Source organism: Amycolatopsis sp. NPDC003731 (assembly GCF_053586895.1).
This window is the reverse complement of sequence record NZ_JBSFNC010000012.1, coordinates 92,954-113,534: the sequence shown is the minus strand read 5'-3', so window position 1 is coordinate 113,534 and position 20,581 is coordinate 92,954. Positions and strand designations below refer to the sequence as shown.

Below are 20,581 nucleotides of genomic sequence, written 5' to 3'. Positions count from 1 at the left end.
TGGCGCTGCTGGCACGACCACCAGCCCTACAACCCCGACCTCCACGGCCGACTCCACACCCTCCACCAACAAGCCGCTTGACATAGGGCTCTCAGCTGCGGGTGCCCTCGACCTGGCGGCCGTCCTCGGTCGAGCACGCCGTCACCGGGTCGTTCGCGCCGCTGCCGCACGTCCACTCGTCGAGGACGACCGGCCCCGGGCCGTCGGCGTCGTTCGCCTCGGCCGGGGTCAGCTTCGCGAAGTAGTCCGTGAGCAGCTTCGTCGCCGCCGCGCAGTCGACCTTGCCGTGCGCGACGACGGCCGTCTTCGCGCCGCCCGTGCCGGTGACGTCGCCGCAGGGCACGCCGGGGGCCGTCGACCCCGCGGCGGCGGCCGCGGCGGGCACGGGCGCCTCGGAGGAGGGCGCGGCGGGCGCCGGGTCGCTGCCGCAGCCGGCCAGCGCGGCGGCCGCGGCGACGAGCAGCACGGGGTAGGCGAGTGTCTTCATGGCCCCTCGGGATCGGATCGGACTCATTCGGACGGCACGACGGCCGCGAAGACCGTCTGCTCGCCCTTGGTGCAGGTGGTGCCGCCCTGGGCGGCGGGCGGCCCGGAGGTGCACAGCCAGCCGTCCACGGTTTCGTTCACCGCGTCGTTCGAGCCTGCGTCCTGGCGCCCGGCGATCTTGCGGTGGAAGTCGCCGACCAGTTTCGTGGCGGCGACGCAGCTGACCCCGGCGGCGCCGCTGTCGAAGACGTAGAGCGTCAGCCCGCTGGCGGCGGCGACGGTGCCGCACGACCCGGGCACCGACGGCGGCGGCCCGGACGGCCTGGTCACGGCGGGCGGCGCGGACTCGCTGCCGGTGGTGCCGGGCGGAGGCGGCGGGGTGCCGGCCGACGTCGTCACGGAGGGTGGCGGCGTCACGGACGGAGGAGCCGGGGGAGCCTGCGCGGCGGGGTCCCCCGAGCAGGCGGCGAGGAGGGGCAGGGCGAGGCAGGCCGCGAGCCACGTCCTCGTGGTGGTCGGGTGGGGCACCGCGATCCTTCCTCCCCGCTGTGGTCCCGTGGCGTGCCCACGGGTGTGCCGGAGATTACAACAGCGCTCCGGCGCCCCGGTCCGGTGGCCACCGAAACGGTGTCCACAATGGACGATTAACATTCCGTTCACGCTCCGAAACCTCCCACTGCCATCAAGAATCGATCGGTCTAATCCGGGCCGAAACGGTTAACGATCCGGCCTCGCGAGCCGAAGATCTTGGTGGAGGCCGAAGAGCTTCCCCGTCCCGAATCCCCGTCCCGAACCCGTGAGAGCGATGAACGCCGACGCTGTGAGCACCGAAGACCCGTCCAGTCCGCCGACCGTCCCGAGCACCGTGGTCTGGTGCTGCGGCCGCCCGTACGTCCTCGAAGGACGAGCCGGCCGCGCCCGCTGGATGGGCACCGACTTCCGCGGCCGCCCCGAGTCGTTGAGCAGCGCCGAGCTGCAGCGCCGCGGGTGGAGCCACCACCGCGCGAGCTGAGCGTGACGCCGGGCCGCGCCGATGGGGTGGCCCGGCTTTCGCTGCCGGGGTGGGCCCGCGGTCGTGGCCGCCGGGTCCGGACCGGCTGGGCCGCTCGGCAGGCCTCGCACCACCGGCGGCCGCAGGTGGCACATCACCGAGCGTGCCCGCCTGCCTCGCGGCCAAGGCCGCAGATCCCACCGGCGGCGGCCCGCCCCGCCCGGCCGGCTACAGGCGGCGCTTCCCGCGAACCTGCGGCCGCATCCAGGCCGAGCTGCGCCGGCGCCTGAAGGCCACGCAGGCGCGCTTCGAGATCTGCCGGCTCACCGCTGCATCGAGCGGCCCGGCCGCCGCACGCCCGCCGTGCCGGCGAAGCCGCCTTGGTCGCCCGTGGCGAGTCCGCAAGCCGGCTGCCGCGTCGAGCAGGCGCCGCCGGCCGCGCCGCCGACCGCCGACCATCCCGGCAGGTGCCCCGGATGCCCGTGGCGAATCTGCAAGCCGGCTGTCGCGTCGGGCCGGGCCCTCCGGCCGAGTCGCCGACCGCCCGCCATCCCGGCAGGCGCCCCGCATGTCCGTGGTGAGCCCGCAAGGCCGCTGTCGCGTCGGGCAGGGTCCTCCGGCCAAGCCGCCGACCATCCCGGCAGGCGCCCGGAAGCCGCGGTGAGCTTGCAAGCCGGCTATCGCGTCGAGCAGGCCCCTCCGGCCAAGCCGCCCGACCGCCGACCATCCCGGCAGGCGCCCCGCATGCCCGCAGCGAGCCCGCAAGCCGGCCGCCGCCTCGCGTGGGGCCCTCCGGCCGAACCGCCCACCAACCCGCCAAGCCCGCAACACACCCCGACCGGGCACCGCACCACCGGGCGCCCCGCCCGCGGCCCGCTGTTTAATGGCCCCGTGAGCACAGCCGCCCCCGAACCCGCCGCTCAGGCTGCCGAACCGTCGTTGCTGCGGCAGGCGCTGAACGTCCCCAACATCCTCTCCCTGCTGCGGCTGGCCGGGGTGCCCGTCTTCCTCTGGCTGCTGCTCGGCCCCCGGGAAGACGGCTGGGCGCTCGCCCTGCTCGTCTTCAGCGCGCTGACCGACTGGCTCGACGGGAAGCTCGCCCGCTGGCTCAACCAGATGTCCCGGCTCGGGCAGCTGCTGGACCCCGCCGCCGACCGGCTCTACATCCTCGCCACCCTCGTCGCCTTCCTCGTGCGCGACATCATCCCGTGGTGGGTCGTCGTGCCGCTCGTGCTGCGGGAGGCCGTGCTCGGCGTCTGCGTCGTCACCCTGCGGCGCCGGGGCTTCGCGCCGCCCGAGGTCACCTACCTCGGGAAGGGCGCCACCTTCGTCCTGATGTACGCCTTCCCGTTCCTGCTGCTCGCGCAGGGAGGCTCCGACGTCGCCGCCGTGGCGAGGCCGATCGGGTACGCCTTCACCATCTGGGGCGCCGTCCTCTACGTCTGGTCCGGTGTCCTCTACGTCGTCCAGGCGCGCAACGCCCTGCGCGGCCATGCCGCGGAGTGAGCTTCCGCCGGGCCGTGGCGGGCGGCTGGGCCGTGTGGGTGTAAGACTTCGCCCAACACTTCCAGTGAGGGCATGAAAGGGGACCGGCGGTGTCCGCTCCTGAAGAGCTTCGCTACACCGAGGAACACGAGTGGGTCGCCACCCGCGGCGAGGACACCCTCGTGCGCGTCGGCATCACCGAGTACGCGCAGGACCAGCTCGGCGACGTCGTGTTCGTCGACCTGCCCGACGTCGGCAGGCAGGTGAGCGCGGGCGACGTCTTCGGCGAGGTCGAGTCGACCAAGAGCGTCTCCGAGCTGTTCGCGCCGGTCGACGGGGAGGTCGTCGCGGTCAACGACGCCGTCGCCGACTCGCCGGAACTCATCAATAGCGACCCCTACGGCGAGGGCTGGCTGATCGAGATCCGGCTCGACGACCCGGCGGGCCTGGAAGCCCTGCTCGAAGCCGAGGCGTACGACGCGCTGACCAAGGGCTGAAGCCCGCTCCGCCGGTTCGGGGAGCCGGGGCTCGGAGAATCGATCAGGCACGGTACGTTGGCAGCTACACGTTCTTGAGTACTGGCAACACAGCATGTGTGGAGGAGAGCTCAGGTGAGCACGAACGACGGGCCCGGCGGCGTTCCCCCGGAGCAGTCTCCGGAGCGGACCTCTGTCTTCCGGGCCGATTTCCTGGCCGAAGCCGAAGGTCGCGAGCCCGCCCCGGAAGCCCCGGTCCAGGGTGTCGACGCGCTGCCCCCGGGTTCGGCGCTGCTGGTCGTGAAGCGCGGGCCGAACGCGGGTTCGCGGTTCCTGCTCGACCGCGACACCACCAGCGCCGGGCGGCACCCGGACAGCGACATCTTCCTCGACGACGTCACGGTCTCCCGCCGGCACGCCGAGTTCCGGCGTGAGGGCGGCGAGTTCGTCGTCATCGACGTCGGCAGCCTGAACGGCACCTACGTCAACCGCGAGCCGGTCGACCAGGCCGTGCTCGCCGGCGGCGACGAGGTGCAGATCGGGAAGTTCCGCCTGGTCTTCCTGACCGGCCCGGGGCACGGGGGCCAGGGGGCGCAGTGACGGCGGCCGGACGGCCACAGAACCACGGACTGAGCATCGGGGCGGTCCTCGCGCAGCTGCGCGGGGACTTCCCCGATGTCACCATCTCCAAGATCCGGTTCCTCGAAGCGGAAGGCCTGGTGCAGCCGGGCCGGACGCCGTCGGGTTACCGGCAGTTCGCCGCGGCGGACGTGGAGCGACTGCGGTTCGTCCTGGCCGCCCAGCGGGACCACTACCTCCCGTTGAAGGTCATCAAGGAACAGCTGGACGCGGCGGACTCGGGGGCCGGGCCCGCCGCGGCCCTGCCCCGCCCGCCGCGCCGGCTGGTCCCGATCGACGCGCCCGCGGAGAACGTCGGCCTGCCCGTGGCGGCCGACTTCACCCCGGGCAAGGAGCAGCGCCTGACCCAGGAGGAGCTCCTGGCCCAGGCCGGCATCGACGCGGTCGCGCTGGCCGAGCTGCAGCAGTACGGCCTGGTCCGGCCCGGTCCCGCCGGGTTCTTCGACCCGGACGCGGTCCTGGTGGCGCGGACGGTGAAGGCGATGACCGAATTCGGCATCGAACCGAGACACCTGCGTGCCTTCCGCGCCGCGGCCGACCGCGAGGTCGGGCTGCTGGAGCAGATCGTGACGCCGGTGTACCGGCACCGCGACCCGGAGGCCAAGGCCCGGGCCGACGAGGTGGTGCGGGAGCTCGCGGCACTGTCCGTGACCCTGCACACGCTCCTCGTCAAGGCGGGAATCCGCGGCGTCGCGGGGTGTTGATCGATAACGGGGCAGTGAGATCCTCTTTGCGGTCCCATGTCAATGACTGAATGTTCGGCACCGCATGCCGTACCGTGAAGGCACGGGTTTGCGGCAGGCGAACCGAGAGAGTCCGGACAGCGAGCACAGCGCACGGATGACGGGTAGCGTCGGGAGTATGGGCGTGAAGCCGGTTCAGCGCTGCAGCCCGTGTGCACGAGAGGGAGGCGAAGCCCGATGAGCGAAATGCGCGTCGTCGGTGTGCGGGTCGAGCTGCCCGCGAATCAGCCGATCTTGTTGCTGCGGGAAACCGAGGGTGAACGGTACCTGCCGATCTGGATCGGCTCGGTCGAAGCCACCGCCATCGCCTTGGAGCAGCAGGGGGTCCGCCCCGCCCGCCCGCTCACGCATGACCTGCTGAAAGAGGTCATCGGAGCGCTCGGCCGGGAGCTCGAGCAGGTCGTCATCACCGACCTGAAGGAGGGCACGTTCTTCGCGGAGCTCGTGTTCGACGGTGACATCCGGGTGTCCGCCCGGCCGAGCGACTCGGTCGCGCTGGCCCTGCGGATCGGCGTCCCCATCCACGCCGTGGATTCGGTGCTGGAGGAAGCCGGCCTCATCATCCCGGACGAGCAGGAAGACGAAGTCGAGAAGTTCCGCGAGTTCCTCGACTCCGTGTCGCCGGAAGACTTCCGCGGAGCGGACACGTAAGAACCTTGCCTTGACGCGGACGTCAACGTCTAGCGTCGGTGGCATGCGGATCGGAGAACTGGCGCAGCGCACGGGTGTCACCACCCGTGCGCTGCGGTTTTACGAGGACCAGGGCCTGCTGCGGGCCCGGCGCTCGGCCAACGGCTACCGCGAGTACGACGAGGACGACCTCCAGCTCGTCCAGGAGATCCAGACCCTCCAGACGGTCGGCCTGACCCTCGAAGAGACGCGCCCGTTCGTCGAATGCCTGCGCAGCGGCCACGAGACCGGCGATGCGTGCGCCAGTTCCATCGAGGTGTACCGGCGCAAGCTCGAAGAAGCCGACGCCCTGCTCGCCCGGCTCGGCGGCATCCGCGGCGAACTGGCCGCGAAACTCGCCGCCGCCCTCGCCCGGCAGGCGCCCGATCCGTGTGTCGTGCCCGATTCCCCGTGTCCCTGAAGGAGCCCTGCCGTGTCCGAAGTCCTCGAAGTCACCGACAGCACGTTCGCCGAGGTGCTCGCCCACGACGTCCCCGTGCTGGTCGAGTTCTGGGCCACCTGGTGCGGCCCGTGCCGGATGGTCGGCCCGGTGCTCGCGCAGCTGGCCGCCGAACGGGCCGGGGAGCTCGCCGTCCGGAAGATCAACGCCGACGAGAACCCCGAGACCACCCGCTCCTACCAGGTCATGTCGCTGCCGACGATGATCCTCTTCCGCGGCGGCGAGCCGGTCGAGACGATCGTCGGCGCGTTCCCGAAGGCCCGCATCGAAGAGCGGCTCGACCGGGCCCTCACGGTGCCGTCGCTTTGACGAACGTGTCCGCCAGCTCGCGCCCGTACTGCTCCAGGTCCAGCGCCGGGTCGGCGGCGTAGGCCGCGGCGACGCCGTCGATGGCCTGGGCGATCGACATGGCCATCACCTCGGGCGTGAACGCGCCGAAGGCGCCCTCGGCCTGGCCCTGCTTCAGCTGACGGGCCAGCCCGTGCACGCGCAGGTCGTCGACCAGCACCTTCGTCATCACCCAGCCGTCGGCGTCGTCGGCGTTGGCCGCCAGCTCCGTCAGCGCCCGGACGCACTCGGGGTAGGCCCGCAGGAACGCCACCGACGTCTCGATGTGCGCCCGCAGGTAGCCGGGCCGGTCGGCCGGGTCGAGGCCGCCGCCGGTGCGCTCGGTCAGGAAGCCGGCCTTCGTCTCGACGACCGTGCTGAGCACGGCCTGCATCAGGCCGGCCTTGTTCGTGAAGTGGTACGAGATCAGCCGGGTGCTGCTGAGCCCGGCCCGCTCCTTGATCTTGGCGAAGGTCGTCCGGCGGTAGCCCAGGTCGGCCAGGACGCCAATGGTGGCGCCGATGATCTGGGCCCGGCGCGCGGCCTCGGTGACGCTGAGGCCCAGTTCGGCCATGATGTCAGGGTTTACTTGCATGAGTAAAAAGTTACTTGGCTGAGTAAATCCGGTCAAGGGGTTTGGATCACACGGGAGGGGGTACGGCGAACGGCGCAAAGGCTCAGCCGACCGCCTGGCCTTGCCGCGCGTCGCGTTGACCGGCACTGTCCGGGCGCTTACCGTCGAAGAAGAGAAATCGCCACGGTGTGATTCACGGTCTGGGGCCGGACCGTGGTGATTGATCTCCGGCGGGTCCCGCTCCTGGGGCCGTCCGGCTGTCATTCGCCGGCCGCCAGGTCGGGCGAGGGGAGGCTTGCGTGGTCGAGGCTGGTTCCGAGAAGCAGCCTGTCGAGGTCGCGACCGGGGAGCAGGGGGAACTGTTCCCCGACAACTCGCTGCCCGACGAGCTGGTGGGGTACCGCGGTCCGGCGGCGTGCCAGATCGCCGGGATCACCTACCGCCAGCTCGACTACTGGGCCCGGACCAAGCTGGTCGCGCCCAGTATCCGTACCGCGCACGGCTCCGGCTCGCAGCGGCTGTACTCGTTCAAGGACATCCTCGTCCTCAAGGTCGTCAAGCGCCTGCTCGACACCGGCGTCTCGCTCCAGAACATCCGCGTCGCGGTCGACCACCTGCGCGTCCGCGGGGTCCGCGACCTGGCTCGGGTGACACTGTTCTCCGACGGCACCACGGTGTACGAGTGCACTTCGCCGGAAGAGATCGTCGACCTGCTCCAGGGCGGTCAAGGCGTCTTCGGCATCGCGGTCAGCGGGGCGATGCAGGAAATCAGCGGCACCATCCACGAGTTCCCGGCCGAACGCGCCGACGGCGGCGTCGTCGAGACGCACGAACCGGACGAACTCACCCAGCGCCGCAACGCCCGCAAGACCGGTTGATCACCGCTGCGGCAGACAGAGTAAGGTTCACCGTGCGGTCGACGAATCCGCGCGGGAGAGTCCGAGCCACACCTTGAGCTCGGCGCCGAAGGAGCAAGTCCTCCCCGGAACCTCTCAGGCACCCTGGACCGCGCGGACGAGACGCCTCTGGAAAGCGGGTCGTCAGGACACACCCTGATGGCCCCGCCGACGGTGCAAGCCCGGCTCAACCTGCGGGCGAAACTCTCAGGCGCCCCTCGGGGTCAGACAGAGCGGGGAGGACCAGGACACCGCCGTCCCGGTCCACCCCCGCTGTCCCAGGAGGCCTTCGTGGATCCGTCACTCGCCTCCCTCGAACAGGGCATCCCCTTCGCCGACCGGCACCTCGGGCCCGGACCGGACGACCTGCGCCACATCCTCGACGTCATCGGCGTCGCCTCCCTCGACGAACTCGCCGAACGGGCCGTCCCGGAGTCGCTGCGGCGGTCCGCGCAGCCGCTCGAACTGCCGCCCGCCGCCTCCGAAGCCCAAGCCCTCGCCGAACTCCGCGAACGCGCCGCCCGGAACCGGCCCACCGCCGCCATGATCGGGCTCGGCTACCACGACACCGTCACCCCGCCCGTCATCCGGCGGAACGTCCTCGAGAACCCGGCCTGGTACACCGCCTACACGCCCTACCAGCCCGAAATTTCCCAAGGGCGGCTCGAAGCGCTGCTCAACTTCCAGACGATGGTCGCGGATCTGACCGCCCTTCCGGTCGCCAACGCCTCCCTGCTCGACGAAGCCACCGCGGCCGCCGAGGCGATGACCCTCGTGCGCCGGGCCGGGAAGACCACGTCGAATCGGTTCGTCGTCGACGAAGACACCCTGCCGCAGACCCTCGCCGTGCTGCGGACGCGCGCCGAACCCCTCGGCATCGAACTCGTCGTCGAGGACCTCTCCCAGGGATTGACCGGGCTCGGGCTCGGCGGCGACTTCTTCGGCGTCCTCCTGTCCTACCCCGGCGCGTCCGGCGCGGTCCGCGAACTCGACCTCACCATCGCCGAGGCCAAGAAGCACGGCGCGGCCGTGATCGTCGCCGCCGACCCGCTCGCCCTCACCCTGCTGCGGCCCCCCGGCGAGCTCGGCGCCGACGTCGCCGTCGGCTCGACGCAGCGGTTCGGCGTGCCGCTCGGCTTCGGCGGCCCGCACGCCGCCTACCTGGCCGTGCGGAAGGGCCTGGAGCGGCAGCTGCCCGGCCGGCTGGTCGGCGTCGCGAAGGACGCCGACGGCGCGCCGGCGTACCGGCTCGCCCTGCAGACGCGCGAACAGCACATCCGCCGCGAGAAGGCGACGTCGAACATCTGCACCGCGCAGGTCCTCCTCGCCGTGATGGCGTCGATGTACGCGGTGTACCACGGGCCGGAGGGCCTGCGCGCGATCGCGCTGCGCGCCCACCGGATGGCGACGGTGCTCGCGGCCGGGCTCTGCGAAGGCGGCATCGAGGTCGTCCACGGCGAGTTCTTCGACACCGTCGTCGCGGCCGTGCCGAGCCGGGCGGACGCGGTCGTCGCGGCGGCCCGCGACCTCGGCGTCTCGCTGCGCCGGATCGACGACGGGCACGTCGGCATCGCCTGCGACGAGACCACCACCCGCGAGCGGCTTTCCTGCGTGTGGAAGGCGTTCGGCGTCTCCGTGTCCGATGTGGAGGGACTCGACGCGGACACCGCCGACGCGCTCCCGGCCCCGCTGCGGCGCACCAGTGCGTACCTCACGCACCCGGTGTTCCACGCGCACCGCTCGGAAACCGCCATGCTGCGCTACCTCCGGCAGCTGGCGGACCAGGACGTCGCCCTCGACCGCAGCATGATCCCGCTCGGCTCGTGCACCATGAAGCTGAACGCCACCGCCGAAATGGAGCCGGTCACCTGGCCGGAGTTCGCCGGCCTGCACCCGTTCGCGCCGGCCGAGGACGCCGCCGGGCTCCTGGACGTGGCCGCCGACCTGAGCGCCTGGCTCGCCCGGATCACCGGCTACGACGCCGTTTCCCTGCAACCCAACGCCGGCAGCCAGGGCGAGTTCGCCGGCCTGCTCGCCATCCGCGCCTACCACCGCTCCCGCGGCGAGCACGCCCGCGACGTCTGCCTGATCCCGGCCAGCGCGCACGGCACGAACGCGGCCAGCGCGGTGATGGCGGGCCTGCGCGTGGTCGTCGTCGCCTGCGACGCCGACGGCAACATCGACCTCGCCCACCTGCGGTCCACAGTGGACTCCCACCGCGCCGACCTCGCGGCGATCATGCTCACCTACCCGTCGACGCACGGCGTGTACGAAGACACCGTGGGCGAGGTCTGCGCGGCGGTGCACGACGCCGGCGGGCAGGTGTACGTCGACGGCGCCAACCTCAACGCGCTGATCGGCGTCGCCCAGTACGGCCACTTCGGCGCCGACGTCTCGCACCTCAACCTGCACAAGACGTTCTGCATCCCGCACGGCGGGGGCGGGCCCGGTGTCGGCCCGATCGGGGTCCGCGCGCACCTGGCGCCGTTCCTGCCGAACCACCCGCTGCAGCCGGCGGCCGGCCCGGTCACCGGCGTCGGCCCGGTCAGCGCGGCGCCGTGGGGCAGCGCGTCGATCCTGCCGATTTCGTGGGCGTACGTCCGGATGATGGGCGCCGAAGGCCTCCGCCGGGCCACCCTCGTCGCGGTCGCCAACGCCAACTACGTCGCCCGCCGCCTCGCCGGGCACTACCCGGTGCTGTACGCCGGCCACGAAGGGCTCGTCGCGCACGAGTGCATCCTCGACCTCCGGCCGCTGACCAAGGCCACCGGTGTCACGGTCGACGACGTCGCGAAACGGCTGGCGGACTACGGGCTGCACGCGCCCACGATGTCGTTCCCGGTCGCGGGCACGCTGATGGTGGAGCCGACGGAGAGCGAAGACCTCGCCGAACTCGACCGCTTCTGCGCGGCGATGATCGCGATCCGCGCGGAAATCGACCGGGTCGCGGCGGGGGAGTGGCCCCTCGAGGACTCGCCGCTGCGGCAGGCCCCGCACACCGCCCGGTGCGTCACCGGCGAGTGGGACCGGCCCTACAGCCGGGAGACCGCGGTGTTCCCGGCCGGCCCGGGCGCGGCGAAGATCTGGCCGCCGGTCCGCCGCATCGACGGCGCCGCGGGTGACCGGAACCTGGTCTGCTCCTGCCCGCCGCCGGAGGCGTTCGCCTGAGCGAGCCATCGCGCGGGCACACAGGAACGGCGGGTAGGTTGACGCCCATGGTGAGTGGGCACGGTCCTGATCGGACGTTTGTGGTCGTGACCGGAGGCAGCGGCTTCATCGGCCGGGCCGTCGTGCACGCCCTCCGCGACCGGGGCGTCCCGGTCACCGTCGTCGACCGGGTCCCGTTCCCCGAGGACCTGGCCGGCGTCCGCGTGGTCGCCGGGGACCTCCGCGACGCGGCCGTCCGCGAGCAGGCCGTGACCCGCGAGACCGCGGCGATCGTGCACCTCGCCGCGCTGACGTCGGTGCTGAAGTCGGTCGAGCTGCCCGAGGACACCTTCGCCGACAACGTCCTGGTCACCCAGGAACTCCTCGAGCTCGCCCGCCGCCACGAGGTGCCGAAGTTCCTGCTCGCCTCGACCAACGCGGTGATCGGCAACGTCGGCGCCGCCACCATCACCCCGGACCTGCCACTGCGCCCGCTGACGCCCTACGGCGCCACCAAGGCGGCGTGCGAAATGCTGCTGTCGGGCTACGCGGAGGCGTACGGCATGACGACGTGTGCGTTGCGGTTCACCAACGTCTACGGCCCGGGAATGTCCCACAAGGACAGTTTCGTGCCCCGGATGATGCGAGCCGCGCTGACCGGCGGCGGCGTCAAGGTCTACGGCGACGGCCGCCAGCGCCGCGACCTCGTGCACGTCGACGACGTCGTGCGGGCGGTGCTCCTCGCCCTCGACAGCGGCTACTCCGGCCGCGCGATCGTCGGCGCCGGGCGTTCGGTGTCCGTGCTCGAAATGGTCGAAGCCGTGCGCGAGGTGACCGGGGCCGAACTGCCGGTCGAGCACGTCGAGGCCCCGGCCGGGGAGATGCCCGCGGTCGTCGTCGACGTCTCGGCGAGCGCGGAGACCATCGGCTACCGGCCGGAGGTCTCGCTGACCGACGGCCTCGCGACGGCGTGGAAGTACTTCTCCGGCCTCGCGAACCAGTGAAAGCTTTTCTCCGGCGCCATTGGCTGCTGCTCCTGCTCCTCGTCCCGGCGATCACCCTCCGGGTGCTGACCTGGCCGGCCTACCGCCCGGCGCTGCTGTTCATCGATTCCTTCCGCTACCTCGACAACCTGCACGCCCTGCGCGCCGACCAGCTCGACCCGATCGGCTACGACCTGGTGCTGCGGCCGCTGCTGGCCGTCGGCGGCCTGGCCTGGGTCGCCGCGGTGCAGCACGCCGGCGGCGTCCTGATCGCGATCGGCCTGTACGCGCTGGTCCTGCGCCTCGGCGGCCGCCCGTGGGTCGGCGCGCTCGCCGCGGCCCCGGTCCTGCTCGACGCCTACCAGCTGCAGATCGAGCAGAACATCATGTCCGAGGTGACGTTCGAGGCCGTCCTCCTCGGATTGCTGTGGCTGCTGCTGGGCTGGGGCACCCCCGGCTGGAAGCGCGCCGGCGCGGCGGGCCTGCTGCTCGGCTTCGGCGTGCTGACCCGGCTGATCGGGATCTCCCTCGCCGTTCCGCTGCTGGTCTTCCTCGTCGTCGCCGGGGGAGCGTGGCGGCACTGGACGGGCTGGCGCCGGGCGGGTGTCGGCCTCCTGGGGCTCCTCGTCGTCCTGGTCCCGTACTCGGCGCGGGTGCACGCGGAGACCGGGAAGTGGGGGCTGACCGGGCCGTCCGGGAACATGCTCTACGGCCGCATCGCCGCCGTCGCCGACTGCGCGAACCTCCACCTCGACCCGGCGCTGATGGTGTTCTGCCCGGCCGAGCCGCGCGAAACCCGGCTCGTCGACAACTACACCCACGCCGACCTCGACCCGAACTGGCCCGGCCCGCTCCCGCCCGGCGCGGACAAGGCCGCGCTGGCACACGAGTTCGCGATCGACGTCCTCAAGGAGCAGCCCGGCGACGTCGCCGCGGCGATCCTGGACGACTTCGCCAAGAGCTTCGCCTGGACACGCGAGCAGGACCCCACCGACGTCCCCCTCGACCGCTGGCAGTTCCAGCTGACCTACCCGCAGTGGGCCGACCAGTCCCTGATCGACCTGGTCACGCTGCAGAACGACGGCGTGGTCGCGAGCGTCGACCAGCCCCTCGCGAAGATCCTGCGCGACTACCAGCTCGGCGGCGGGTACGTCCCGGGCGCGGTCCTCGGCATCGGCGCGCTCCTCGGCCTGCTGACGGTGTTCCGGCGCAGGAAACCCCTCGACCGGGCCCGGGCCGGGGCCCTGCTCGCGGCGTCGGCCGGGCTGCTCCTGCTGTTCGCCTCGGCGCTGTTCCAGTTCTCCTGGCGCTACCAGATCCCGGCGCTCGTGCTGCTGCCGGTGGCCGGAGCGCTCGGCTTCACCACGCTGACCTCGGCCAGCCGGAAGCGGCTCGCCGCCTTCCCCGACGACGTCGATTCCGGCGCCCTGGACGACTTCCGCGGCCGCCACCCGGAGCTGGAACTGGCGCCGCTGACCGTCGTCATCGCCGCCTACAACGAAGCCGGCGGCATCGGCGAAGTCCTGGAGAAGATGCCGGACGAGTGCCTCGGCATGCCGGTCGACGTCCTCGTCGTCGTCGACGGCGGGACCGACGACACCGCCGCGATCGCCGAAGCGCACGGCGCGTACGTGTGCGTCGCGCCCCGCAACCGCGGCCAGGGTGCCGCGCTGCGGCTGGGCTACCACCTCGCGGCCGAAGCCGGCGCCGAGTACGTCGTCACGACCGACGCCGACGGCCAGTACGACAACAGCGAGCTGGAAGCCCTGGTCAGGCCGGTCGTCGACGGGACCGCGGACTTCGTCACTGGATCCCGGCGGCTCGGGCACGAGGAAGCCGACAGCCGCGTCCGGTGGCTCGGCGTGCGCGTCTTCGCGGCGCTGGCGTCGGTGCTCACGGCCCGGCGGATCACCGACACGTCGTTCGGCTTCCGCGCGATGCGGGCGGAGCTGGCGTGCTCGGTCCCGCTGAACGAGCCGCAGTACCAGTCGTCCGAGCTGCTGCTCGGCGTCACCGCGCGCGGCGCCCGCGTCACCGAGCTGCCGATGAGCATGCGGCTGCGCAAGGCGGGCAAGAGCAAGAAGGGCGGCAGCCTCGTCTACGGCGCCAACTACGCGCGGGTCATGACCGGGACGTGGTGGCGGGGGTACGTGCTGCGCCGCGGCCGAACACGAACCGGTCGAGCAGCGTGAACTTCACGGCGAACACCAGCGCGTAACTGGCCACGTACGCGCCGTCGACGAGCACGACCCACCAGAAGTGCGGCAGGTCGAGGGGCGTCAGCAGCGAGCCGGCCAGGGTGGTCAGGCCGATCGACGCCAGCCCGCCGAGCCCGATCACCGCGAGGTAGGGCAGCAGTTCCCGCCGGACGCGCGGGCGCCCGGTGCGGCCCCACACCCAGCGGCGCGTGACCAGGAAGTTCAGCACCGCGCCGGCCGCCCAGGCCAGCGCGCTCGCCAGGAAAGCGGCGCCGCCGGTGGCGAGGACGGCGAGCAGCACGACCTGGCTGAGGACCGTGGCCGCAACCGACGTCGTCGCGGCGCGCGCCAGGCGGGCCCAGCCGCGATGGCGGGTTTCGTCCGCCGTGCGGGGCCGCACGCCGTTGGTTACGGTCGTCATGCCCCCATCCTCCCCGCGGGCCGGTCGCGCCGCCGTCCGACCCCCTCATGCATAGGAGATTCACAGGTCATTGCCAGGTCTTCATCAGCACGTGATCTATAGCGTTCGTGTGGCGTAAACGAGCAGGAAAGGCGGCACAATGCGTGTGCTGGTTCTCGGCGGTGACGGATATCTGGGCTGGCCGACCGCGCTGCACTTATCGGACAAAGGCCACGAGGTGGCCGTTCTCGACAATTTCGCGCGGCGCGGGTACGACGCCGAACTCGGCGTGGAAAGCCTGGTCCCGATCGAGTCCCTCGCCGACCGCATCGCGACCTGGCGCGAGGTCTCCGGCCGGACGATCACCAGCTACGAAGGCGACCTCCTCGACGCGGAGTTCCTGTTCGCGGCGGTGCGCGACTTCGCGCCGGACGCCGTCGTCCACTACGCCGAGCAGCGGTCGGCGCCGTATTCCATGATCGACCGCGAACACGCGGTGTACACGCAGCACAACAATGTCATCGGCAACCTGAACCTGCTCTACGCGATCGCGGAGATCGACCCGGCGATCCACCTGGTCAAACTGGGCACGATGGGCGAATACGGCACGCCCAACATCGACATCGAAGAAGGCTGGCTGGAGCTGGAGCACAACGGCCGCTCCGACCGCGTGCTGTTCCCGAAACGACCGGGCTCGTTCTACCACCTGACCAAGGTCCACGATTCGCACAACATCGAATTCACCTGCCGCGCGTGGGGCCTGCGGGCGACGGACCTCAACCAAGGCGTGGTGTACGGCCAGCAGACCCCGCAGACGGCCCTGGACCCGCGCCTGGCCACCCGCTTCGACTACGACGCGGTGTTCGGCACGGTGCTCAACCGGTTCGTCATCCAGGCGGTGCTGGGCCAGCCGCTGACCGTGTACGGCAAGGGCGCGCAGACCCGCGGCCTGATCGACATCCGCGACACGGTGGAGTGCATCGGCCTGGCCGTCGAGCACCCCGCCGAGCCGGGGGAGTTCCGGGTGTTCAACCAGATGACCGAGAGCATGTCGGTGGCGGAGATCGCCGAGCTGGTCGCCGACCGGTTCCCCGGCCCGGTGCAGATCGAGCAGCTGGAGAACCCGCGCACCGAGGCGCCGGAGCACTACTACAACGTGAAGCACACCGGGCTGGTCGGGCTGGGCCTGGAGCCGCACCTGCTGTCGGACACGCTGATCGAGTCGATGTTCGACATCGTGGGCGCCAACAAGCACCGGGTGAACCCGGAGAAGCTGCGCCCGACCGTCCGCTGGCGCGGCGCGCTGAAGAGCTAGCCGTTCGTGGGGGCTCCCGCGTGGGGAGCCCCCACCGGGATGTCAGCCGGGCAGCTTGTCGAGGAAGCCGTGCACCTGGGCGATCTTCCCGTCTTCGAGCTCGACGACGTCGAACCCGATGGCGACCGGCTCGGCACCGGGCGTGCCGAGGTACCACTGGAAGCGGGCGAGGTCGTGGTGGGCGTCCGGCTCGGCGGGCAGGCTGAAGGTCAGGCCGCCGAACTGCTCCTGGGCCCCGGCGACGAACCGGTCGATCCCGTCGTGCCCGGTGACGGCGCCGAGCGGATCGGTGTAGCCGGCGGTCTCGGTGAAGACGTCGGCGACGAGGGCCCGGCGCTTGTCGGCGTCGGTCTCGTTCCAGACGGCGAGGTACCGCTCGACGAGGGTGCGAACGTCGGTCATGGTGCTCCTTCGGTTGGGGGACAACGGTTCCGCCGTCATCCGGTGCTGGGACCGACTCTGGCGGACCAGCGGCGGCGCGTCGATTACGCGAGAGGTAATGCCGGAGCGGCCGCGGAATCCGGTGGCGCGCCCCGGCCGCGGCTCGGCACACTCCGGGCATGACGAACGACGCCGAGCCGCCCGCGGACCCGGTCCTGGTCGGCGACCTGGTCGCCGCGGCCCGCGCCGGGCAGGCGTGGGCCGCGCTCGAGGCCGTGGCGACCGCGGGCTACGCGTCCGGTGTCACCAAGGCCGCCCTGCTGCGGGCGGGCGGGGCGGCGCTGGACTTCATCGCCGACGGCGCTCCGGACGGGACCGACGATCCGGCCTACGACGCCGTCCTGGACCTGATGGACCGCCTGGAGGGCTTTTGCCCGGCCGGTGCGGAGATCGAGCCATTACCCCGGAAGTAATGGCAGCGACGCCGTGCTCGCCGTAGCGTCGCTCGCGTGACGACCATGGTGCAGGCGCGGCAGCGGCCCGTCGGGGAGCTGCTGCGCGAATGGCGCGACCGGCGCCGGATCAGCCAGCTCGATCTGGCGATCTCGGCGGACATCTCCACCCGCCACCTCAGCTTCGTGGAAACCGGCCGCTCCAAGCCGAGCCGGGACATGGTGCTGCGGCTGGGCGAACACCTCGACGTCCCGCTGCGGGAACGCAACCGGCTGCTGCTCGCCGCCGGGTACGCACCCGCCTACACCGAGACCGCACTGGGCGACCCGGAGCTGGACGCCGTCCGCCGCGCGGTGCGGCAGCTGCTCACGGGCCACGAGCCGTACCCGGCCGCCGTCGTCGACCGGAACTGGGACCTCGTCGACGCCAACAGCGCGGTCGGCCTCTTCGTCGCCGGGATCCCGCCCGAGCTGACCACCAACGTCCTGCGCGCGACCCTGCACCCCGACGGCATGGCGCCGCACATCCTCAACCTGGGGGAGTGGCGCGCCCACCTGCTCGGCCGGCTGCGGCGCCAGGTGACCCAGACCGCCGACACCGGCCTCGCCGAGCTCCTGGACGAACTGCGCGGGTACCCGTGCGAGCAGGCCGTGCCCGAGGTGGAGGTCCCCGGACCGGGCGACATCTTCGTGCCGCTGAAGTTCCGCCACGACGGCGTCGACCTCACGTTCTTCAGCACGGTGGCCACGTTCGGCACCCCGCTGGACGTCACCGTGGCGGAACTGGTGATCGAGTCGTTCTTCCCGGCCGACAGCGCGACGGCGGCGTACCTGCGCGAGCGGGCCGCCCGGGTGGGATGATGGGGGTCCGCGCAGCATCCGAAGTGAGGATCACCGGTTGATGGCCGTCCCGCCTTCGCTCGCCCTGTCCGTCGGAGTCCGCATCCCCCAGCTGCTGTTCGGCGTCGCCGGCCTGTCGCCGTCCGAAATCGGCCGGGCCGTCCGCATCGCCCTCGACACCGGTTACCGCGGCATCGACACGACGCCGGGCAGCGAGACGGCGGTGGGCGCGGTGCTCGCCGCGGCCGAAGTGCCCCGCGAGGACCTCTTCGTCAGCGTGCACGTGCCCGCCCAGGGCTACGACAACGCCCGCCGGGCAGCCGATCAGGCGCTGGCGGCGCTGCAGCTGGAGCGGGCCGATCTCTGCCTGCTGGAGGGCACCAAGGGTGCGTTCACCGACACCTGGCGCGCGCTGAGCCGGCTGCGCGCCGACGGCCGGGCCCGCGCGATCGGCGTCGCCGGCTTCGGGGTCGCCGAGCTGCGCCGGCTGATCGACGCGACCGGCGCGGTGCCGTCGGTGAACCAGGTCGAGCTGCACCCGTGGCTGCAGCAGGTGCCGCTGCGCGAGTTCCACGCCGAGCGCGGCATCGTGACGGCCGCCGCCAGCCCGGCCGCGAACGCGGCGCTGCTGTCCGACGAAACGGTCACCGCGCTCGCCGCCAAGTACGGCAAGACCCCGGCGCAGATCGTGCTCCGCTGGCACCTGCAGAACGGCACGGTCGCGGTGGCGGCGTCGGCCACCACGACCCGGACCCGGGAGAACTTCGGCATCTTCGACTTCGAGCTGGCCGACGACGACCTCGCCGTGGTGGCCGAGCTCGACAACGGCACGCGGGTCTAGCGCCTAGGTCGACTTGATGCCCGCCGCGGCGAAGTCGGCCTGCTGGGCGGGCTGCTCCAGGTACTCGCGGAACGTCTGGGCGGCGCGCAGCGCGGTGTCGTCGACCCCCGGGCCGGCGAGCCCGATGAACGGGTAGTCGGCCGAGCGCGCGTTCGCCACCGACTGGGCGGGCGAGCCGATCATCTCGGGCTTCTTGGTGGTGAGCTCGCTGACCCAGTACGACGATTCGGGCAGCCAGGCGGCCGGCAGCCCGCCGATGGAGTCCAGCTTGGCCCGGCCGACCAGCGCGTCGAGCACCTGTGCCGACGGCTTGGCCTCGATCATGACGTGCACGCACTGCCCGTGCACGACGGTGGCGGCCTGGTTCCACCGGTCGGCCGCGGCGGCGACGGGCTTCTGCACGCTCGGCGTGACGACGACCCGCATGTGCGTGGTGCCGCCGTCACAGCTGGCGGCCTGCGCCTCGGCCCGGCTGTTCAGCTCGTTGTCGGCCCAGTTCCAGCCGACGACGCCGAGCCCGATGAGGACGGCGAGCACCAGGCAGGCGATCGGCCAGGTGGCGATCCGGCGGCGCGGAGCCTTCTTCCCGACGATCCGGTGCGACCCGGTGGCATCGCTCTTGCCGACGATCCGGTGCGAGCCGGTGCCTTCGCTGCGGGCAGTCCGGTTCGGCCCGGTGCTGTCCCCGCGGCCGCCGCGCTGGGGCCCGGTGGAGTCGGTGCGCTCGCCGCGGCCCGGGGTGTGCGGCCCGCTGACGTCGGTGCCGGTGTCGTCGGGCCGGGTGGCGACGTCCTCGTCCGGCCGGGTGATGACCTCGGTCCGCTCGGCGGCGGATTCCGCGGGAGCTTTGCCGCCCCTGCGGCGGGACCGCGGGGAAGCCGCTTCGCCGGCGGCGGCGACGGGGTGTGCGCCGGTGGCTTCGGCCCGGCGGGACGCGCGGGTGGGTCGGCCGGAGGCGGGCGTTTCGACGCGGTCCGGGACCGGTGCGCCGCGGTCCTTGCGACGGGAGCGCGAGGTGGTTTCGGCGCCGGAGGCTTCGCCGTTGGTGACCGGGTAAGCGCCGGAAGCTTCACCGCGGCGGGAGCGGGCGCCGGCCGGGTGCGCGCCGGAGGCTTCGCCATCGGTGACCGGGTAGGCGCCGGAGGCTTCACCGCGGCGGGAGGTGGTGCCGGCCGGGCGCGCTTCGCCTTCGGTGACCGGGTAAGCGCCGGAAGCTTCGCCGCGGCGGGAGCGGGTGGTGTCGGTGACCGGGTGCGCGCCGGTCGCCTCGCCGCGGCGGGGTGTGCGGGTGGCGCTCCCGGCGGCCCCGGTGGCCTCGCCACGGCGCTGCGAGCGAGTCGCGCTGTCGGCGGCGGGGTAGGAACCCGAGGCCTCGCCGCGGCGCGTGGCGATGGTCGTCGTGATCTCGCTGCTCGTCACCGGGTGAGCCCCGGAGGCTTCACCCCGGCGAGGCGCGTGCGTCACGGCGGAATCCCCGCCGGCGACCGGGTACGAGCCCGAAGCCTCACCCCGGCGGGTGGCCGGGCCCGAAGCGGCCGGGTACGCCCCCGAGGCCTCACCCCGCCGGGTGGCCGGGCCGTCGGGCGGGAAGCCGGGCGCCTGCACCCCTTCCGTGAAGAACACCGAACCGGACGATTCGCCCGGCACGCGAGCGATGCCGAAGGCGTCCGAGATGGAGCTGCGCCCCGGGGTGCGGAAGGCACCGGAGGCCTCGCTGCGGCCCTCGGCGGGCACGCGTGGCGTGCGGTCCTGAGGGTGCGGCACCGGCTCCTCGTCCCGGTAGTGTCGCCCCATCCGTCATCCTTTCGGGGTGAGCGCATGCCAAGCACGCGCTGCTATGCAATCAAACCGTTATCACCCTAACAGGTGAGTATCGGTGAGAGAATAATCTGACTCACAGTGGGCCGCGCTCAGGGTGCTGCGCTGACCAGGCGATGGCAATGCGCAATCAGGCGATGACGCAGTGGCGCCGCCCGGCGGGCGAACTCCCCTTGGGCCCTGGCGTACTCCGCCCGGCCCGCGGCCGTCTCGATCCGCACCGGCGGGTAGCCGAACGAACCCAGGTCGTACGGGCTCGCCCGCATGTCCAGGGTCCGGATCTCGACCGCCAGCTCGAAACAGTCCGCGACCAGCTCCGCCGGCACGAACGGGTCGAGCTTGTACGCCCATTTGAACAGATCCATGTAACATTCCCTGACGTACACCGGAGTGGATCATGGATCACCAGCCCACGCACACAGCGGCCCAGCTTGACGGACTCGCCTGCATTGTCTGTGAC

At 72.2% G+C, this 20,581-nt stretch carries 22 protein-coding genes, 1 pseudogene and 1 riboswitch; of the genes and pseudogenes, 16 read left to right on the top strand and 7 right to left on the bottom strand.

Annotated elements, in window-relative coordinates; translation table 11 throughout:
- Window positions 1-91: 91 nt before the first annotated feature.
- Both ACWDN5_RS08105 and ACWDN5_RS08100 read right to left on the bottom strand, forming a co-directional pair.
- Window positions 92-487, bottom strand: a complete 396-nt coding sequence (locus ACWDN5_RS08105; protein WP_310973028.1) for a hypothetical protein — start codon at window positions 485-487, stop codon at window positions 92-94.
- Between the two features lie 23 nt (window positions 488-510).
- A complete protein-coding gene (locus ACWDN5_RS08100; RefSeq protein WP_310973027.1) occupies window positions 511-1,014 on the bottom strand; it encodes a hypothetical protein in 504 nt (167 codons plus the stop codon).
- Window positions 1,015-1,291: 277 nt separating this feature from the next.
- Here ACWDN5_RS08100 and ACWDN5_RS08095 point away from each other — a divergent pair, with 277 nt between their 5' ends.
- The 8 genes from ACWDN5_RS08095 (at window position 1,292) to trxA (ending at window position 6,258) form a co-directional block, all read left to right on the top strand.
- Window positions 1,292-1,498, top strand: coding sequence for a hypothetical protein (locus ACWDN5_RS08095; RefSeq protein ID WP_310973026.1), 207 nt, complete (start codon window positions 1,292-1,294; stop codon window positions 1,496-1,498).
- An 870-nt stretch (window positions 1,499-2,368) separates the two neighbouring features.
- On the top strand, window positions 2,369-2,983 hold the full coding sequence (locus ACWDN5_RS08090) for a CDP-alcohol phosphatidyltransferase family protein (protein ID WP_310973025.1): 615 nt from the start codon (window positions 2,369-2,371) through the stop codon (window positions 2,981-2,983).
- Between the two features lie 89 nt (window positions 2,984-3,072).
- On the top strand, window positions 3,073-3,459 hold the full coding sequence (gcvH, locus tag ACWDN5_RS08085) for a glycine cleavage system protein GcvH (RefSeq protein WP_013226819.1): 387 nt from the start codon (window positions 3,073-3,075) through the stop codon (window positions 3,457-3,459).
- Window positions 3,460-3,573: 114 nt separating this feature from the next.
- Entirely contained in the window at window positions 3,574-4,038 is a 465-nt protein-coding gene (gene garA, locus ACWDN5_RS08080; protein ID WP_004559567.1) for a glycogen accumulation regulator GarA, read from the top strand.
- The gene (gene ftsR / locus ACWDN5_RS08075) at window positions 4,035-4,781 is read left to right on the top strand and encodes a transcriptional regulator FtsR (RefSeq protein WP_449675404.1); all 747 of its coding nucleotides are present in this window, start codon (window positions 4,035-4,037) and stop codon (window positions 4,779-4,781) included. Before garA ends, ftsR begins: the two co-directional genes overlap by 4 nt.
- A gap of 216 nt (window positions 4,782-4,997) precedes the next feature.
- The gene (locus ACWDN5_RS08070) at window positions 4,998-5,471 is read left to right on the top strand and encodes a bifunctional nuclease family protein (protein WP_004559569.1); all 474 of its coding nucleotides are present in this window, start codon (window positions 4,998-5,000) and stop codon (window positions 5,469-5,471) included.
- A gap of 43 nt (window positions 5,472-5,514) precedes the next feature.
- Window positions 5,515-5,910 carry a MerR family transcriptional regulator gene (locus tag ACWDN5_RS08065; RefSeq protein WP_449675402.1) on the top strand — a complete coding sequence of 132 codons (396 nt, stop codon included), beginning with the start codon at window positions 5,515-5,517 and terminating at the stop codon, window positions 5,908-5,910.
- A gap of 12 nt (window positions 5,911-5,922) precedes the next feature.
- Complete coding sequence (gene trxA, locus ACWDN5_RS08060) at window positions 5,923-6,258, top strand: thioredoxin (protein WP_310973022.1); 336 nt, start codon at window positions 5,923-5,925, stop codon at window positions 6,256-6,258.
- On the opposite strand, the gene ACWDN5_RS08055 is transcribed toward trxA, so the two are convergent.
- Window positions 6,239-6,871: a TetR/AcrR family transcriptional regulator gene (locus ACWDN5_RS08055; RefSeq protein ID WP_449675400.1), complete on the bottom strand. Its 633-nt coding sequence runs from the start codon at window positions 6,869-6,871 to the stop codon at window positions 6,239-6,241. The two genes, trxA and ACWDN5_RS08055, sit on opposite strands and share 20 nt — an antisense overlap.
- Window positions 6,872-7,149: 278 nt before the next feature.
- On the opposite strand from ACWDN5_RS08055, the gene ACWDN5_RS08050 reads away from it, so the two are divergent.
- The 4 genes from ACWDN5_RS08050 (at window position 7,150) to ACWDN5_RS08035 (ending at window position 14,068) form a co-directional block, all read left to right on the top strand.
- Complete coding sequence (locus tag ACWDN5_RS08050) at window positions 7,150-7,728, top strand: MerR family transcriptional regulator (protein WP_310973020.1); 579 nt, start codon at window positions 7,150-7,152, stop codon at window positions 7,726-7,728.
- Window positions 7,729-7,770: 42 nt separating this feature from the next.
- A riboswitch (glycine riboswitch) is annotated at window positions 7,771-7,869 on the top strand.
- 168 nt (window positions 7,870-8,037) lie between these two features.
- On the top strand, window positions 8,038-10,914 hold the full coding sequence (gene gcvP, locus ACWDN5_RS08045) for an aminomethyl-transferring glycine dehydrogenase (RefSeq protein ID WP_449675398.1): 2,877 nt from the start codon (window positions 8,038-8,040) through the stop codon (window positions 10,912-10,914).
- A 47-nt stretch (window positions 10,915-10,961) separates the two neighbouring features.
- On the top strand, window positions 10,962-11,897 hold the full coding sequence (locus ACWDN5_RS08040; protein ID WP_449675396.1) for an NAD-dependent epimerase/dehydratase family protein: 936 nt from the start codon (window positions 10,962-10,964) through the stop codon (window positions 11,895-11,897).
- Window positions 11,894-14,068, top strand: a complete 2,175-nt coding sequence (locus ACWDN5_RS08035) for a glycosyltransferase (RefSeq protein ID WP_449675394.1) — start codon at window positions 11,894-11,896, stop codon at window positions 14,066-14,068. The genes ACWDN5_RS08040 and ACWDN5_RS08035 overlap by 4 nt, the downstream gene beginning before the upstream one ends.
- On the opposite strand, the gene ACWDN5_RS08030 is transcribed toward ACWDN5_RS08035, so the two are convergent.
- A complete protein-coding gene (locus ACWDN5_RS08030; protein ID WP_449675392.1) occupies window positions 13,998-14,495 on the bottom strand; it encodes a GtrA family protein in 498 nt (165 codons plus the stop codon). The two genes, ACWDN5_RS08035 and ACWDN5_RS08030, sit on opposite strands and share 71 nt — an antisense overlap.
- Before the next feature lie 139 nt (window positions 14,496-14,634).
- On the opposite strand from ACWDN5_RS08030, the gene ACWDN5_RS08025 reads away from it, so the two are divergent.
- Window positions 14,635-15,789 carry an NAD-dependent epimerase/dehydratase family protein gene (locus ACWDN5_RS08025; RefSeq protein ID WP_449675390.1) on the top strand — a complete coding sequence of 385 codons (1,155 nt, stop codon included), beginning with the start codon at window positions 14,635-14,637 and terminating at the stop codon, window positions 15,787-15,789.
- Window positions 15,790-15,831: 42 nt separating this feature from the next.
- Here the strand turns inward: ACWDN5_RS08025 and ACWDN5_RS08020 are convergent, their stop codons facing one another.
- Window positions 15,832-16,191, bottom strand: a complete 360-nt coding sequence (locus ACWDN5_RS08020; protein ID WP_310973014.1) for a nuclear transport factor 2 family protein — start codon at window positions 16,189-16,191, stop codon at window positions 15,832-15,834.
- A gap of 158 nt (window positions 16,192-16,349) precedes the next feature.
- On the opposite strand from ACWDN5_RS08020, the gene ACWDN5_RS08015 reads away from it, so the two are divergent.
- From ACWDN5_RS08015 to ACWDN5_RS08005, 3 genes are read left to right on the top strand one after another with little or no spacing between them, the layout of a single operon-like run.
- Window positions 16,350-16,643 carry a hypothetical protein gene (locus ACWDN5_RS08015; protein WP_449675388.1) on the top strand — a complete coding sequence of 98 codons (294 nt, stop codon included), beginning with the start codon at window positions 16,350-16,352 and terminating at the stop codon, window positions 16,641-16,643.
- A gap of 45 nt (window positions 16,644-16,688) precedes the next feature.
- Complete coding sequence (locus ACWDN5_RS08010; protein ID WP_449675415.1) at window positions 16,689-17,483, top strand: helix-turn-helix domain-containing protein; 795 nt, start codon at window positions 16,689-16,691, stop codon at window positions 17,481-17,483.
- A 40-nt stretch (window positions 17,484-17,523) separates the two neighbouring features.
- On the top strand, window positions 17,524-18,303 hold the full coding sequence (locus tag ACWDN5_RS08005; protein WP_449675386.1) for an aldo/keto reductase: 780 nt from the start codon (window positions 17,524-17,526) through the stop codon (window positions 18,301-18,303).
- A 3-nt stretch (window positions 18,304-18,306) separates the two neighbouring features.
- Here the strand turns inward: ACWDN5_RS08005 and ACWDN5_RS08000 are convergent, their stop codons facing one another.
- Window positions 18,307-20,097, bottom strand: a complete 1,791-nt coding sequence (locus tag ACWDN5_RS08000; protein ID WP_449675384.1) for a hypothetical protein — start codon at window positions 20,095-20,097, stop codon at window positions 18,307-18,309.
- 116 nt (window positions 20,098-20,213) lie between these two features.
- Window positions 20,214-20,486: pseudogene (locus ACWDN5_RS07995) on the bottom strand (3-methyladenine DNA glycosylase); the annotation flags it as partial.
- Window positions 20,487-20,581: the final 95 nt, after the last annotated feature.

What these genes read in the sequence shown, in the direction of transcription:
- ACWDN5_RS08005 (WP_449675386.1), top strand. Translation starts at nt 17,524, where the DNA reads ATGGCCGTCCCGCCTTCGCTCGCCCTGTCCGTCGGAGTCCGCATCCCC.
- ACWDN5_RS08030 (WP_449675392.1), bottom strand. Translation starts at nt 14,495, where the DNA reads ATGACGACCGTAACCAACGGCGTGCGGCCCCGCACGGCGGACGAAACC.
- ACWDN5_RS08040 (WP_449675396.1), top strand. Translation starts at nt 10,962, where the DNA reads ATGGTGAGTGGGCACGGTCCTGATCGGACGTTTGTGGTCGTGACCGGA.
- ACWDN5_RS08065 (WP_449675402.1), top strand. Translation starts at nt 5,515, where the DNA reads ATGCGGATCGGAGAACTGGCGCAGCGCACGGGTGTCACCACCCGTGCG.
- ACWDN5_RS08000 (WP_449675384.1), bottom strand. Translation starts at nt 20,097, where the DNA reads ATGGGGCGACACTACCGGGACGAGGAGCCGGTGCCGCACCCTCAGGAC.
- ACWDN5_RS08070 (WP_004559569.1), top strand. Translation starts at nt 4,998, where the DNA reads ATGAGCGAAATGCGCGTCGTCGGTGTGCGGGTCGAGCTGCCCGCGAAT.
- ACWDN5_RS08025 (WP_449675390.1), top strand. Translation starts at nt 14,635, where the DNA reads ATGCGTGTGCTGGTTCTCGGCGGTGACGGATATCTGGGCTGGCCGACC.
- ACWDN5_RS08105 (WP_310973028.1), bottom strand. Translation starts at nt 487, where the DNA reads ATGAAGACACTCGCCTACCCCGTGCTGCTCGTCGCCGCGGCCGCCGCG.
- ACWDN5_RS08095 (WP_310973026.1), top strand. Translation starts at nt 1,292, where the DNA reads ATGAACGCCGACGCTGTGAGCACCGAAGACCCGTCCAGTCCGCCGACC.
- ACWDN5_RS08020 (WP_310973014.1), bottom strand. Translation starts at nt 16,191, where the DNA reads ATGACCGACGTTCGCACCCTCGTCGAGCGGTACCTCGCCGTCTGGAAC.
- ACWDN5_RS08010 (WP_449675415.1), top strand. Translation starts at nt 16,689, where the DNA reads ATGGTGCAGGCGCGGCAGCGGCCCGTCGGGGAGCTGCTGCGCGAATGG.
- ACWDN5_RS08015 (WP_449675388.1), top strand. Translation starts at nt 16,350, where the DNA reads ATGACGAACGACGCCGAGCCGCCCGCGGACCCGGTCCTGGTCGGCGAC.
- ACWDN5_RS08055 (WP_449675400.1), bottom strand. Translation starts at nt 6,871, where the DNA reads ATGCAAGTAAACCCTGACATCATGGCCGAACTGGGCCTCAGCGTCACC.